The organism is Nitrospirillum amazonense (assembly GCF_029594735.1).
GTDB lineage: Bacteria > Pseudomonadota > Alphaproteobacteria > Azospirillales > Azospirillaceae > Nitrospirillum > Nitrospirillum amazonense.
The window spans coordinates 2,241,184-2,254,129 of record NZ_JARPAF010000002.1 but is presented as its reverse complement, the minus strand read 5'-3'; the positions used below and the strand labels follow the sequence as shown (position 1 = coordinate 2,254,129).

The following is a 12,946-nucleotide window of genomic DNA, read 5'->3' as shown; positions in this document are numbered from 1 at the left end:
CAGTTGTGGAAAACGTTCTTCTTGCCGGCGCCTCTAAATCGAACGGGTAGGTCCCGGGCCCATATATTCGTGGGTTTCCGCCGAATCTAATAGCCTTCGGATAGGGGGTACCTATCCTGTGGATAAGGGGGTCGTCCGCACAGCCGTTAGTGAAACGCCGCCCAAATCTTTTGGATAAGCCACCTTGGTTATTCGGGGGCCGGTTTTAGTCCCAAGTACTCGTCGGTTCAGGGGGGTGGCACCAAATATGGTAAGGGAAAGGTCATAGGCCGCGATATGTAGGCGTCAGAAGTCGTTTTACCGCCCTTTCCCATGAATTCCCATGCGGCGCCCAAACGACGCCGAAAATCCCATGCCATCCCATAGGCGGGTGGAGTCATGGAAGTTGTGGCGTGTTTTCCCATGCGATCCCACGCCCGACCCACCCCTGGCGGGCGGCGATGGGTGGGAATGGGAAGAGGTCCCGTTTGCTGGATTCAAATCTGCCAGACGGCCTGTAAGCCGGGTTCTGTCCTCCGGCCCGTCCCCCCGTGAAGGGGCGGCGGCCGTGGGATGGCCATTCATCTGGGACGCCTGTCGCCAAGCGCCTCGCGCGACCTACCCGGGCGGCGGCTCGGAAGATGCTTTGGCCGGTTGCCCGGCCGTGCCGCCCCTATTCGATCTTGCTCCCGGTGGGGTTTACCGTGCCGCCCCTGTTGCCAGGGGCGCGGTGCGCTCTTACCGCACCCTTTCACCCTTGCCGGCCCCCCGGTCCCCCGAAAGGGCGGGCGGCAGGCGGTTTGCTTTCTGTGGCACTTTCCCTAGGGTCGCCCCCGCCAGGCGTTACCTGGCACCGTTCTTCCGTGGAGCCCGGACTTTCCTCCCCCCGACGGCTTTCGCCATTGTCGGGAGGCGGCCATCCGGCCGTCTGGCAGGCGGCGACCCTAGGCGCATCGACCGGGGGATGCAAGCGCCGATGGCGGGGATCAGCGACCGGATTGAGCCAGCAGGCTATGCAGCCGCCGCACGGTCTCTGCGTCCGCCGGTTGGCCCAGCGCTTCCGGGTGCCAATGGCGCTGGAAGGCGGCCAGCGTTTCAGTGAAGGTCGCGATGGTGGGGTCATAGCCCAGGCGCGCCAGCAGTGCGGCTACCTGATCGTCACCGCCGTCCCAAACCGGCCCGTGGGCATCGGTGGCTGGCCATAGGCCGATGCCGGCGCGGGCCAAGCCCGGCCAGTCGAACAGTTCGCCCGGGTCCTGCTTGCGGGCGGGCGCCATGTCGGAATGGGCGATGACGTTGCCGGCCGGGATGGGGTGGCGGGCCAGGATGCCCTGGCACAGCCCGATGACAGCCTGCATCTGGGCTTGCGGGAAGGGGCGGTAGCCGTACTCGTGGCCCGGGTTCACGATTTCCACCCCGATGGAGCGGTTGTTGACGTCCCCGACGTCACCCCAGGCGCCCCGGCCGGCGTGCCACGCGCGGCGGCCCTCATCCACCAGGCGCCAGACCGTGCCGTCCTCCTCCACCACATAATGGGCGCTGACCTCCGCCGCTGGGTCGCACAACCGATCCAGCGCCGCCTCGGCCGACAGCATGCCGGTGTAATGCAGCACCAGGATGTCGACGGCAGTTCCTTCCGGCCGGGGGCCGTGGTTGGGGGAAGGGCGGTCACGCAGGGCCATGGGTTCTCAGCTCGCCGTCCGGGCTGTCACCAGGCGGGGGCGGCGCAGCAGCACCACGCCCACGCCGGCGATGGTCACCAGCGTGCCCGCCGCCAGGTGCCAGGACAAGGGCTCACCCAGCAGGATGACGCCGCCGGCCACCCCGAACACCGGGACCAGCAGCATGAAGGGCATGGTCTGGTTGACGGCGTAGCGCTGCACCAGCGGGAACCACAGAACATAGGCCAGGATGGTGGAGACCAGCGCCATGAACAGGATGGAGGCCCAGGCCGCCGGCGGCGCCGCTTGAATGGCCGCCCATTGCCCATCCTCCAGCACCGCGGACATCAGTACCAGCTGCGGCACGGCGAACAGGGCCATGTAGCCGTTCAGCGTGAACGGGTCCATGGGCGGCATCCATTTCAGCTGGATGCTGGAAAAGGCGAAGGCGGCAGCGGCCAGCACCACCAGTCCCAGATGGGCGGGGTCGTCGGTCCCGCCGGGGTGGTAGGCGATGATGCCGACGCCGGCGATGGCCGCCGCCATGCCCGCCGCCCGGCGCCAGCCCAGCCTGTCCTTGAAGAACACCGCCGCCATCAGCGACGCGAAGGGCACCTGCAACTGGATGGCGACGGAGGCCGCGGCGGCGCTGCACCCCATCAGGCCGCTGAACACCAGGGGGAAATGCAGGCCGCCCAGCACGACGGAATAGGCCAGCAGCGGCCGTACATGGGCCCAGGGCAGCCGCCGCCAGGGCACCAGCACCAGCGCCACCAGCGCGAAGCGGATGGCCATGGCGGTGATGGGGTGGAACTGGCGCAGCGCGAATTTCGAGACGGAAAAATTGATTCCCCAGATGGCCACGACGGCCAGCGCCCGCAGGACGTCCAGCGGCCTCACGCGCCGCTCTCCTGGAACAGCGGCGCGATGTCGGCCAAGGGCCGAAACAATTTCCGGGGTGTATCAGGTAAAGCGAGAAAACTCATGCGTTCGTAAAAACGGTGGGCGTTGTCGTCATAAGCGTCCACGATCACGGCAAACGACGCGATTTCGCTGCGCAAACAACGGCGCAACGCATCCGCCAGCAGATATCCACCATATCCGCGGCCATGAAAACGCCTATCCACCGCCAGTCGGCCCAGCAGCGTGGCCGGCACCACCGGATAGCGTGGCAGTTTGCGAGCCGTCTCCGGCGGCAGATCCGCCAAGTGCACAGACGTGGCGGACAAAGTGTAATAGCCGGCGACTGTCCCGTCTGGCAGAAGGAGAACAAATGGCGCCGCAATGTTCTTGCGGGCGTCCTGTCCTATTTGCGTTTGGAAATAGCGGTCAAGCGCATCTACACCGCTGGCAAAGTGGCGTCGGTCATGCTGTGGGCCGAGCACGTCGACCCGCAGGGAACGCAGGAGAGGATCGGAAGCCGTCATTCCGACCGTCAGGCGCCGGTAGCGTCGCGATACCGGCGAATTGTGTCGCGCAGCCGGTCATTCACAGGCTGCGGCTTGCTCAGCGCCTCAACGAAAGCCCGGCTGTCCTGCAGCGACAGTTCCAGGCGCAGGTGCTCATCGATCGCGCGTCGGGCCGCGTCTTGCACGCTGGTTAGGACGAAGTCAGTGATCGACCGACCTTGGAGTGCCGCCGCGCGCTCAATCATATCCTTCTGCTCGGCGGTGACGCGCGCTTCCAGCCGTTCGCTGCGGGCACGGCGCCGAGGGGTATCTGTCGCGGGATGAGCCATCATATTCTCCATTCCCGCATTGTACGGCCAATGGCCGGGCATGCAAGGAAGAACCTCACGCGCCCCTCTCCAGCTCCTCCTTCAGCGCCTCCAGTTCCAGCCAGCGTTCCTCGGCCGTGGCCAGGTCCTGGTGGGCCTTGTCCAGGTCGGACGAGGCCTTCTGGAAGGCGGCGGGGTCGCGGGCGTAGAGGGTGGCGTCGGCCAGCTTGGCCTCCAGCTTCTTCACCTGGTCGCCCAGCTTGTCCATCAGGGCCGGCAGCTGGTCCAGCTCACGCTGTTCCTTGTAGCCCAGCTTGCGCTTGACCTTGGGCGCTTCCGCCGCCTTGGGGGCATCGGCCGCCTTGGAGGTGGCATTGGCGGCGGGCGTGCGGGCCGGACGCTGGATCAGATAGTCGCTGTAGCCGCCGGCGTATTCCGCCACCACGCCGTCGCCCTCCACCGCGATGGTGGAGGTGACCAGCCGGTCCAGGAAGTCACGGTCGTGGCTGACCAGCAGCAGGGTGCCGGGATAATCGCTCAGCACCTCTTCCAGCAGGTCCAGCGTGTCCATGTCCAGATCGTTGGTGGGTTCGTCCAGCACCATCAGGTTGCTGGGCTGGGCGAACAGCTTGGCCAGCAGCAGACGGTTGCGCTCGCCACCCGACAGCGCCCGGGTCGGCTGTTCCAGCATGCCGCCGTCGAACAGGAAGTCCCGCATGTAGGAGGCGACATGGCGCGGTGTGCCGCCCACCACAACGCTGTCGCCGCCGAAGGGTAGCAGCACTTGGCGTATGGTCTGGTTGGGGTCCAGTTGCGCCCGGCGCTGGTCGAACACCACCGTTTCCAGGTTGGTGCCCAGGCGGATGGTGCCGCTGTCCGGCGCCAGGTCGCCCATCAGCATCTTCAGGATGGTGGTCTTGCCCGCACCGTTGGGGCCGATCAGGCCCACCCGGTCGCCGCGCAGGATGCGGGTGGAGAAGTCACGGGCGATGATCCGGGTGTTGCCTTCCCCATCCTGGAAGCTTTTGGCGACGTTGGTTGCCTCGATCACCAGCCGGCCTGAGTTCTCGGCGTCCGACACCGCCAGCTTCACCTGGCCCTGGCGGTTGCGGTCCGCCCGCTCCTTGCGCAGGCCCTGCAAGGCCCGAACCCGGCCCATGTTGCGGGTGCGCCGCGCACTGATACCCTCGCGCAGCCATTTCATCTCCACCGCGATCTTGCGGTCCAGCTTGGCGTAGACCAGATCCTCGGCCGCGAACACCTCGTCCCGCCAGGCTTCAAACTCGGCGAAGGGGCGTTCCGTTTCGCGCATGGTGCCGCGATCCAGCCACATGGTCTTGCGCGCCAGGGTGTTCAGAAAGGCGCGGTCATGGCTGATCAGCAGCAGCCCGCCGCGGAAGGCCTGCAGCGCCTTTTCCAGATATTCGATGGTGGGCAGGTCCAGGTGGTTGGTCGGCTCGTCCATCAGCAGGACGTCGGGGTCGCTGACCAGGGCCTGGGCGATGGCGGCGCGGCGGGCCTCGCCGCCCGACAGGGTGGCGGCCGCGCGGTCGCCGGGCAGGTTCAGCTCGTCCAGCACCGCCTGTACGCGATAGGGCGCATCCTCCACCAGTCCGGCGCTGACGAAGTCCGCCACCGTGGCATGGCCGCTGAAGTCCGGTTCCTGATGCAGGTAACCGATGCGGGCACCCGGCTGGATATAGCGTTCGCCCTTGTCCAGGTCGACCACGCCGGCCAGGGCCTTCAGCAGGGTGGATTTGCCGCTGCCGTTGCGGCCGACCAGGGCGATCTTGTCCCCGCGACCGATGGTGACGTCCACGCCCTCGAACAGGATGGTGGCGCCCAGGGTGATGTGGGCGTTCTTCAGGGCGACGATGGGCGGGGTGGGGGCCATGGAAGCGATAAGCTCTAGGGTACGGGTTACTGAGGGATGCGGGTTTACTGGTGCGGGCCGGCGGGCGCACTGGCCCGCTGGCTCTGGATCTTGTCATAGGCGGCGTTCAGCGCGGCCGTCTTTTGGGTAGCGACGTCCACGAACTCCGCCGGCAGGCCTTGGGCCATGACGGTGTCGGGATGGTTGTCGCGCAAGGCCTGGCGCCAGGCCAGCTTGATTTCCGCATCGCTGGCGGTACGGGCGACGCCCAGCACGGCGTAAGGGTCGTCCAGCGGGTCCTCGTACCCGCAGGCGGCGCCGCCGTGGATGCGGCGGATGCCCTCGAACGTCGCCTCGGAAATGCCGAAGATGCGGGCGACGTCGGCCAGGAAGGTCAGCTCCGCCGGGTGCAGGCTGCCGTCGGCCGACGCGATGTGGAACAGGCAGCCCAGCAAATCCTCCAGCACCGTCGGCCGGTCCCGGAACATGCCCGCCAGCTGCCGGGCATAGGGCTCGAAGCCCGCGCTGTCGCGCTTGGCCAGGTCGAAGATGCGGCCGACGTTCCGCGCCTCCTCCGCCGGAATTTGGAAGACGCGCTTGAAGGCGTCGATCTCCGCCCGGTCCACCACGCCGTCGGCCTTGGCCATCTTGGCGCCCAGCACGATGACGCCGATGGTGAAGGCCATGCTGCGGGTCTGGTCAGGCTGGCCGTCCGGGCCCGGGGGGGCTGACGGCTGCGACGCCCAGGCGTCGGCGGCATGTCCGGCGGCCACGCCCAGCAGTGCGCCCAGGGGGCCGCCAATGGCAAAGCCCGCGACACCCCCCACCACCTTGCCCCAGATGCTCATCGCTTTCAGCCTCGGCCACAGCCGGCCCCACCGGAAGCGGGGGGCCGGGCCGCACCATAGCTGCCCCATCCATTCCCGCCAATGCCCCGAACCGACCGTGATCATGATGCGCGCGTCCTTCGGCAGGTAAGGACCGGCGCCGGGCCGGCCTTATTGGAAAGACGCACAGGCCGGCGGAATATTCCCAAAGCCGCCGTCACGCCGCGAACCTGCGGCAAAGGGGGCCAGATGGCCGGGCGGGAATGGGGCCAGCGCTGGTGAGGGGGGCGCCATCTTGGTAAAAGGGGGCGATACCAAGGGCCGGTCCGCGGGGGACACGAACGGCCTGGTTGAACAGAGAAGGGGTGCGTTGCCATGACGGAATGGTTCTTCCACAACGGTCAGCAGCAGGCGGGCCCCCTGGATGACGCGGCGGCGCGCAATTTCGCCCGCGCCAATCCGGGCGCGCACTGCTGGCGGGAAGGCTTCACCGACTGGCTGCCCGTGGGCCAGGTGGCGGAGCTGTATGGCGGCACCGCCTCATCCCCGCCGCCCCCGCCCCCGCCGGGCGGTGGCGGCATCTGGGGCGCCTTCGCCGGCGGTGGCAACCCCTTCACCCCGCCGCCGCCCGGCCCGGCCAGCGCCCTGGACTACACCATCCACGGCCATGAGATGCAGTATGTGGAGGTGAGCCTGGCGCCCGGCGACAGCGCCATCGCCGAGGCGGGCGCCCTGCTGTACAAGGACGCCAGCGTGGACATGAACACCATCTTCGGTGACGGTTCCAGCCGCGACGGCGGCAGCGTGCTGGACCAGCTGTGGGGCGCGGGCAAGCGGGTGCTCTCCGGCTCCACCCTCTTCACCACCGTCTTTACCCAGCGTGGCAGCGGTCCGGGCACGGTGGCTTTTTCCGCGCCCTATCCCGGCACCATCTCCGCCCTCAAGCTGGCAGACTATGGCGGCCGCCTGATCTGCCACAAGGACAGCTTCCTGGCGGCGGCGCGCGGTGTCGCCATCGGCATCTACTTCCAGCGCCGCATCCTGACCGGCCTGTTCGGCGGCGACGGTTTCATCATGCAGAAGCTGGAAGGCGACGGCATCGTCTTCATCCACATGGGCGGCACCCTGGTGGAACGCACGTTGCAGCCGGGGGAAGTCATCCACGTGGACACGGGCTGCCTGGCCGCCATGACCGCCGACATCGATTTCGATGTGGAGCAGGTGGGCGGCATCAAGTCCATGCTGTTCGGCGGCGAGGGCCTGTTCTTCGCCCGGCTACGGGGCCCCGGCAAGGTGTGGCTGCAAAGCCTGCCCTTCTCAAGGCTTGCCGGCCGCATGCTGGCCTCGTCCCTGGTGGGAACCCGGGAAGAGGGGGGTGTGTTTGGCGCCATAGGCAACATCCTCGACAAGCGCTGACATGGCGGGGCCCGAGGGGATCCGGGTAAACTCCGCCCCTCACCAGCCTGGAGAGCATCGAAATGGTCCTTGAAGCCAAACAGGGCACCCGCACCGAAACCGACAGCTTCGGCCCGTTGGAGGTGCCGTCCGACCGCTACTGGGGCGCCCAGACCCAGCGGTCCCTGGGCAACTTCAAGATCGGGGGGGAGCGCATGCCGCCGGCCCTGGTCCATGCCCTGGGCATCCAGAAGCAGGCGGCGGCCCAGGCCAACGTGAAGCTGGGGGAACTGGACGAGGCGCTGGGCCGCGCCATCATCCAGGCGGCGGCGGAGGTGGCGGCCGGCAAGCTGGACGACCACTTCCCCCTGGTGGTGTGGCAGACCGGTTCCGGCACCCAAACCAACATGAACGCCAATGAGGTCATCTCCAACCGTGCCATCGAGTTGCTGGGCGGGGAGATGGGGTCGAAGAAGCCGGTGCACCCCAACGACCATGTGAACCGGGGCCAGTCGTCCAACGACAGCTTCCCCACCGCCATGCACATCGCGGCGGCGGTGGAACTGCACCGCACCCTGGTGCCGGCGCTGGAGCATCTGCGCGACGCCCTGGCCGCCAAGGCCGAGGCGTTCAAGGGCATCGTCAAGATCGGCCGCACCCATCTGCAGGATGCGACACCCCTGACCCTGGGCCAGGAATTCTCCGGTTATGCCCAGCAGCTGGCCTATGGGGTGGAGCGGGTGAAGGCGGCGCTGCCGGCGCTGCTGCGCCTGGCTCAGGGCGGCACGGCGGTGGGCACGGGCCTGAACGCCAAGAAGGGCTTTGATGCCGCCTTCGCGGCCGAGGTGGCGGATCTGACCGGCCTGCCCTTCGTCACCGCCCCCAACAAGTTCGAGGCGCTGGCGACGCACGACAGCCTGGTGGAGGTGTCGGGCGTGCTGAACACCCTGGCGGCCTCGCTCATGAAGGTGGCCAACGACATCCGCCTGCTGGGCTCCGGCCCGCGCTGCGGCATCGGGGAGCTGAGCCTGCCGGAGAACGAGCCCGGCAGTTCCATCATGCCCGGCAAGGTCAACCCGACGCAGTCCGAGGCCATGACCATGGTCTGCGCTCAGGTGATGGGCAACCACACCACCGTCACCATCGCCGGCGCCACCGGGCATTTCGAACTGAACGTCTTCAAGCCCGTCATCATCTACAACGTGGCCCAGTCCATCCGCCTGCTGGCCGACGCCGCCGTCAGCTTCACCGACAATTGCGTGATCGGCATCACGGCGAATGAGGACCGCATCGCCAAGTCGCTGCACGAAAGCCTGATGCTGGTGACGGCGCTCAACCCGCACATCGGCTATGACAAGGCCGCCAAGATCGCGAAGAAGGCGCACGCCGAAGGCACCACCCTGAAGGCCGCCGGCCTGGCCCTGGGCTTCCTGACCGAGGCGGAGTTCGACGCCTGGGTGAAGCCTGAGGACATGATCCACCCCAGCTGAGATCCGGGATCGGGCAAGGGGAGCTAAATTCCCCTTGCCTGAGTTCCTGATTTATGCCTTGATCGTTCCCAGTTTGTTCTTTCGCGATGTCAGCGATGGAGGACGATATGGCCGGCGCGTTTCAATGGGGGCATCTGGACCAGACGAGCATCGTGGCCGACATGGCCACCGCCGTGGCGGTCTACGCCAACCCCCGCGATGAGATCGTCATCCGCCGCCAGGGCGGTTTCGATGCCGAGGACGATGTGGTGGTCGTGCCGCTCAAGGTGGCCGAAGCCCTGCTGCGCCGCATGGAAAACCTGATCCGTGAGATCAGGGCGGAGACGGCGCTGAGCTGAGGCTCATCCTTGCTCAGTGTCCACCCGACGCCCGGCGATCAATTCATCGGTCAAGCTGCGATTAGGGGCCCCGTATTGCTTGGCCAGTTGCTGAACACGCGTCACCGCTGCCGCAACCGCATCATGGTCGAGGTGCGTCGGGGATAGAGGGGTGGCGTTATCATCGTCGGCTGACATGCTGCCGATAGTGCCATCACTTCCGTGCGAAGTCCCGCAAACACCTCGGGATTACAGCCCCAACGCCCCCAGCAGCGCGTCGAACGCCGTGTCCGCCTCTTCCACCCGTTCCACCCTGGGCACCGCCGTTAGGGGGATGCCGGGGGCGAAGCGGGCGAGGGTGGTGAGCGTCTCGGCCATGGGCACGGTGGCGCCGGGGGTGGCGCTCACGGCGATGGCGGCGACCCGCAATCCCCGGCGGGCCAGGACGTCCAGGGCGGTCAGGGTGTGGCTGAGGGTGCCGAGATAGCTGCCCGTGACCAGCAACAGGGGCAGGTCCAGCGCCACCATCCAGTCCAGCACCGTGCGGCTGCCGTCCAGCGGCACCATGGCGCCGCCGACACCCTCCACGAACAGCGGGGCGGCGGCGAAGGCCGTCTTTTCCCGGCACCATTCGATCATGCCGTCCACGTCCAGGGGCCGGCCCTCGCGCGCCGCCGCCATGTCGGGCGACAGGGGGGCGGCGTAGCGGTGCGGGCTGATGCGCGCCACCTCCGCCGGGGTGACCGGCCGGCCCATGGCTGCCAGCAGCTGCGCGGGGTCGCTGGCCGCCAGGCTGGCGGCATCCTCCAGATCGATCCCGCTGACCACGGGTTTCAGGGCGGTGGCGGCGATGCCCTTGGCCCGCAGGCGGCGCACGAGGCCGGATGTCACGAAGGTCTTGCCGATGTCGGTGCCGGTGGCGGTGACGAAAAAGGCGGGGACGGTCATTTGGGGCTCTCGACACTCTTGAGCGGCAGCACGCGATCGCGGATCAGGCCGGCCAGGCGCTCGATCTCCGCATCCGGCGTGCGGGCGGTAAAGGTGATGCGCAGGCGGGCGGTGCCGGCCGGCACGGTAGGGGGGCGGATGGCGGTGACCAGCAGGCCCTCGTCCTCCAGCAGGCGCTGGGCCTGCAAGGTGACCTCGGCGCCGCCCAGCACGATGGGCACGATGGGGCTTTCGGCGGAAGGCAGGTTCAACAGGGCGGTGAATCGCCGGGCCTTGGTCACGGGCAGGGCGCACAGGTCGGGGTCACCCTGGATGATGTCCAGGGACGCGATGGCGCCGGCCACCGTGGCGGGAGGCAGGCCGGTGGAATAGATCAGGGTGCGCGCCCGGGTCTTCACCAGGTCGATGACCGCCTGGGAGGCGCAGAGATAGCCGCCATAGCCGCCCACCGCCTTGCTCAAGGTGCCCATCTGCAGCGGCACCAGCGGCTTGTCGCCGAAGGCGAAGCTGGAGCCCCGGCCCTCCGCCAATACACCGATGCCGTGGGCGTCGTCGGTCATCAGCCAGGTGTCGTGCTGCGCGCACAGGTTGGCGAGGGCGGGCAGGGGGGCGAGATCCCCGTCCATTGAAAAGACGCCGTCCGTCACCAACAGGGCGCGGCCATGGCGCGGCCGATATGTCGCCAGCACCTGGGCGGCATGGTCCATATCGTTATGGCGGAAGATACGCAGGGTGGCGCCCGACAGCTTGGCGCCGGCCCAGATGCAGGCGTGCGCCAGCTCATCCACCACCACCAGATCCTTGGGCCCCACGAAGGTGGGAATGATGCCGGCGTTGGCCAGATAGCCGGAGCCGAAGACGCAGGCCGCCTCCGTCCCCTTCAAGGCAGCCAGCTTCTGCTCCAGCACGGTGTAGAGCGGGTGGTTGCCGGTCACCAGGCGCGAGGCGGCGGCCCCCACGCCGTACCGCTCCACCGCCGCCACGGCCGCCGCCTTCACCCGGGGGTCGTGGGCCAGGTTCAGGTAGTCATTGCAGGAGAAGGACAGCAGGCGCCGGCCGCCGCGCCTGATCCACAGACCGCCCTCGCCATCGCGGTCGCTGTCCACCAGCCGGCGGCGCAGCGAGGCGGCGTCCATCTCGGCCAGCTTGGCCTCGGCGAATTCGGTCAGGGACTGCATGAAGGCGCCATCGGTTGGGATCAGATCGGGCGGAGCTTAATGGCAAGCGCCGGCCGGACGCGTGCGAAAGTGCGGCGCCTGGGTTGCGGGTGTCAAATTCCGGCCCCATCTCAGCCTACGGACGCGCTTGGGCTGTTGCTCGCCCTGCTTTGATGCGCGACCGTGGAGGGGGGGCCCTTTGGCTGAGGAAGAATCCCGCTGGGCTGAACGCCTGAACGATTGGTCCTGGCTGGTCGAGATTGTCGGCCAAGTGGTGATCTCAATTCTTGAATCGGTGTTCACGGCGCTGGTCTAGCGGCGCCGCGCAATCATCTGTCGCGCCGGACCTGTCGCCTCTCACCAAGTTTCCCCGAGATCCGCCGGCGGCCGGCGCCGCCCCGGTTTTTCTTGACCGGTCCCCGCCGCTGCCGTTAGGTGCGGGCTGGCCTTGAGCTTCGGCCCGGCCCCGGTATTGCCCCGGTATCCCCCAAGGAAACGCACCCGTGACCGCCATCGACATCAGCCGCCCCGCCGCCTTCTCCGCCCCTGTCATGGAGAGCGACGACGTGCGCAACGACTGGACGCGCGCCGAGATCCAGGCGCTGTTCGACCTGCCCTTCACCGAGCTGGTGTTCCGGGCCGCCGCCGTGCATCGCCGTCGCTTCGATCCCACCCAGGTCCAAATCTCCACCCTGCTGTCCATCAAGACCGGCGGCTGCCCGGAGGACTGCGGCTACTGCTCGCAGAGCGCGCACCATGAGACGGGCCTGAAGGCGTCCAAGCTCATGGAGGTGCAGAAGGTGCTGGCCGAGGCCAAGGCCGCCAAGGATGCCGGCGCCACCCGCTTCTGCATGGGGGCCGCCTGGCGCAGCCCTAAGGACCAGGATCTGGAATCGGTCTGCGCCATGGTCGAGGGTGTGAAGGCCCTGGGCATGGAATCGTGCGTCACGCTGGGCATGCTGAACGCCGGCCAGGCCCTGCGCCTGAAGGAGGCGGGCCTGGACTATTACAACCACAACATCGATACCTCGCCCGAGTACTACGGCAACGTCATCACCACCCGCACCTACCAGGATCGGCTGGACACGCTGGCCAACGTGCGTGAGGCCGGCATCAACGTCTGCTGCGGCGGCATCGTCGGCATGGGCGAGGATCTGACCGACCGCGTGGGCATGATCCACACGCTGGCCACCCTGCCGCAGCACCCCGAGAGCGTGCCGATCAACATGCTGATGAAGGTGGACGGCACGCCCCTGGGCGGCAAGGACGCGCTGGACGCCCTCGATTTCGTGCGCACCATCGCCGTGGCCCGCATCACCATGCCGGCCTCCATGGTGCGTTTGTCCGCCGGCCGCGAGGGCATGAGCGACGAGACCCAGGCCCTGTGCTTCCTGGCCGGCGCCAACTCCATCTTCTACGGGCCGAAGTTGCTGACCACCGCCAACCCGGTGGCCGACCATGACAAGCGGCTGCTGGCCCGCCTGGGCATGACCACCATGGATATTGTGGAAGAAGGCTGCGCCGACGAGGAGCACGCCGGCCACGCCGCGGATGCCTGTTCCGGGGCGTGCGGCCACTGATC

Annotated in this window: 12 protein-coding genes and 1 other RNA gene; 4 read left to right on the top strand and 9 right to left on the bottom strand. The window is 67.8% G+C overall.

Annotated elements, in window-relative coordinates; translation table 11 throughout:
• Nucleotides 1-481: 481 nt before the first annotated feature.
• The 7 genes from rnpB to P5F91_RS16345 form a co-directional block, all read right to left on the bottom strand.
• Nucleotides 482-911, bottom strand: an RNA gene (rnpB, locus tag P5F91_RS16375) — RNase P RNA component class A.
• Nucleotides 912-965: 54 nt separating this feature from the next.
• Nucleotides 966-1,661 (bottom strand): N-acetylmuramoyl-L-alanine amidase, encoded by a 696-nt coding sequence (locus P5F91_RS16370; protein WP_145611508.1) that lies wholly within the window; start codon nt 1,659-1,661, stop codon nt 966-968.
• Nucleotides 1,662-1,667: 6 nt separating this feature from the next.
• Complete coding sequence (locus P5F91_RS16365) at nt 1,668-2,540, bottom strand: DMT family transporter (RefSeq protein ID WP_145611510.1); 873 nt, start codon at nt 2,538-2,540, stop codon at nt 1,668-1,670.
• On the bottom strand, nt 2,537-3,067 hold the full coding sequence (locus tag P5F91_RS16360) for a GNAT family N-acetyltransferase (RefSeq protein ID WP_145611512.1): 531 nt from the start codon (nt 3,065-3,067) through the stop codon (nt 2,537-2,539). The genes P5F91_RS16365 and P5F91_RS16360 overlap by 4 nt, the downstream gene beginning before the upstream one ends.
• Before the next feature lie 8 nt (nt 3,068-3,075).
• Nucleotides 3,076-3,381: a type II toxin-antitoxin system TacA family antitoxin gene (locus P5F91_RS16355; protein ID WP_211106970.1), complete on the bottom strand. Its 306-nt coding sequence runs from the start codon at nt 3,379-3,381 to the stop codon at nt 3,076-3,078.
• Between the two features lie 52 nt (nt 3,382-3,433).
• Entirely contained in the window at nt 3,434-5,251 is a 1,818-nt protein-coding gene (locus P5F91_RS16350) for an ATP-binding cassette domain-containing protein (RefSeq protein WP_277907618.1), read from the bottom strand.
• A 44-nt stretch (nt 5,252-5,295) separates the two neighbouring features.
• Complete coding sequence (locus P5F91_RS16345) at nt 5,296-6,078, bottom strand: TerB family tellurite resistance protein (RefSeq protein WP_145611516.1); 783 nt, start codon at nt 6,076-6,078, stop codon at nt 5,296-5,298.
• A gap of 354 nt (nt 6,079-6,432) precedes the next feature.
• On the opposite strand from P5F91_RS16345, the gene P5F91_RS16335 reads away from it, so the two are divergent.
• The 3 genes from P5F91_RS16335 to P5F91_RS16325 all read left to right on the top strand — a co-directional run bounded on the left by P5F91_RS16335 (nt 6,433) and on the right by P5F91_RS16325 (nt 9,280).
• On the top strand, nt 6,433-7,473 hold the full coding sequence (locus P5F91_RS16335) for an AIM24 family protein (RefSeq protein WP_145611518.1): 1,041 nt from the start codon (nt 6,433-6,435) through the stop codon (nt 7,471-7,473).
• Between the two features lie 62 nt (nt 7,474-7,535).
• Entirely contained in the window at nt 7,536-8,942 is a 1,407-nt protein-coding gene (gene fumC, locus P5F91_RS16330; protein WP_145611520.1) for a class II fumarate hydratase, read from the top strand.
• A gap of 107 nt (nt 8,943-9,049) precedes the next feature.
• A complete protein-coding gene (locus P5F91_RS16325) occupies nt 9,050-9,280 on the top strand; it encodes a hypothetical protein (RefSeq protein WP_145611522.1) in 231 nt (76 codons plus the stop codon).
• Between the two features lie 228 nt (nt 9,281-9,508).
• Here P5F91_RS16325 and bioD read toward each other — a convergent pair whose 3' ends face one another.
• Together bioD and P5F91_RS16315 are read right to left on the bottom strand one after the other, a co-directional pair.
• Nucleotides 9,509-10,207, bottom strand: a complete 699-nt coding sequence (bioD, locus tag P5F91_RS16320; RefSeq protein ID WP_145611524.1) for a dethiobiotin synthase — start codon at nt 10,205-10,207, stop codon at nt 9,509-9,511.
• Nucleotides 10,204-11,385 carry an aminotransferase class I/II-fold pyridoxal phosphate-dependent enzyme gene (locus P5F91_RS16315; RefSeq protein WP_277907617.1) on the bottom strand — a complete coding sequence of 394 codons (1,182 nt, stop codon included), beginning with the start codon at nt 11,383-11,385 and terminating at the stop codon, nt 10,204-10,206. The genes bioD and P5F91_RS16315 overlap by 4 nt, the downstream gene beginning before the upstream one ends.
• A 482-nt stretch (nt 11,386-11,867) precedes the next feature.
• On the opposite strand from P5F91_RS16315, the gene bioB reads away from it, so the two are divergent.
• Entirely contained in the window at nt 11,868-12,944 is a 1,077-nt protein-coding gene (bioB, locus tag P5F91_RS16310) for a biotin synthase BioB (protein WP_422394469.1), read from the top strand.
• Nucleotides 12,945-12,946: the final 2 nt, after the last annotated feature.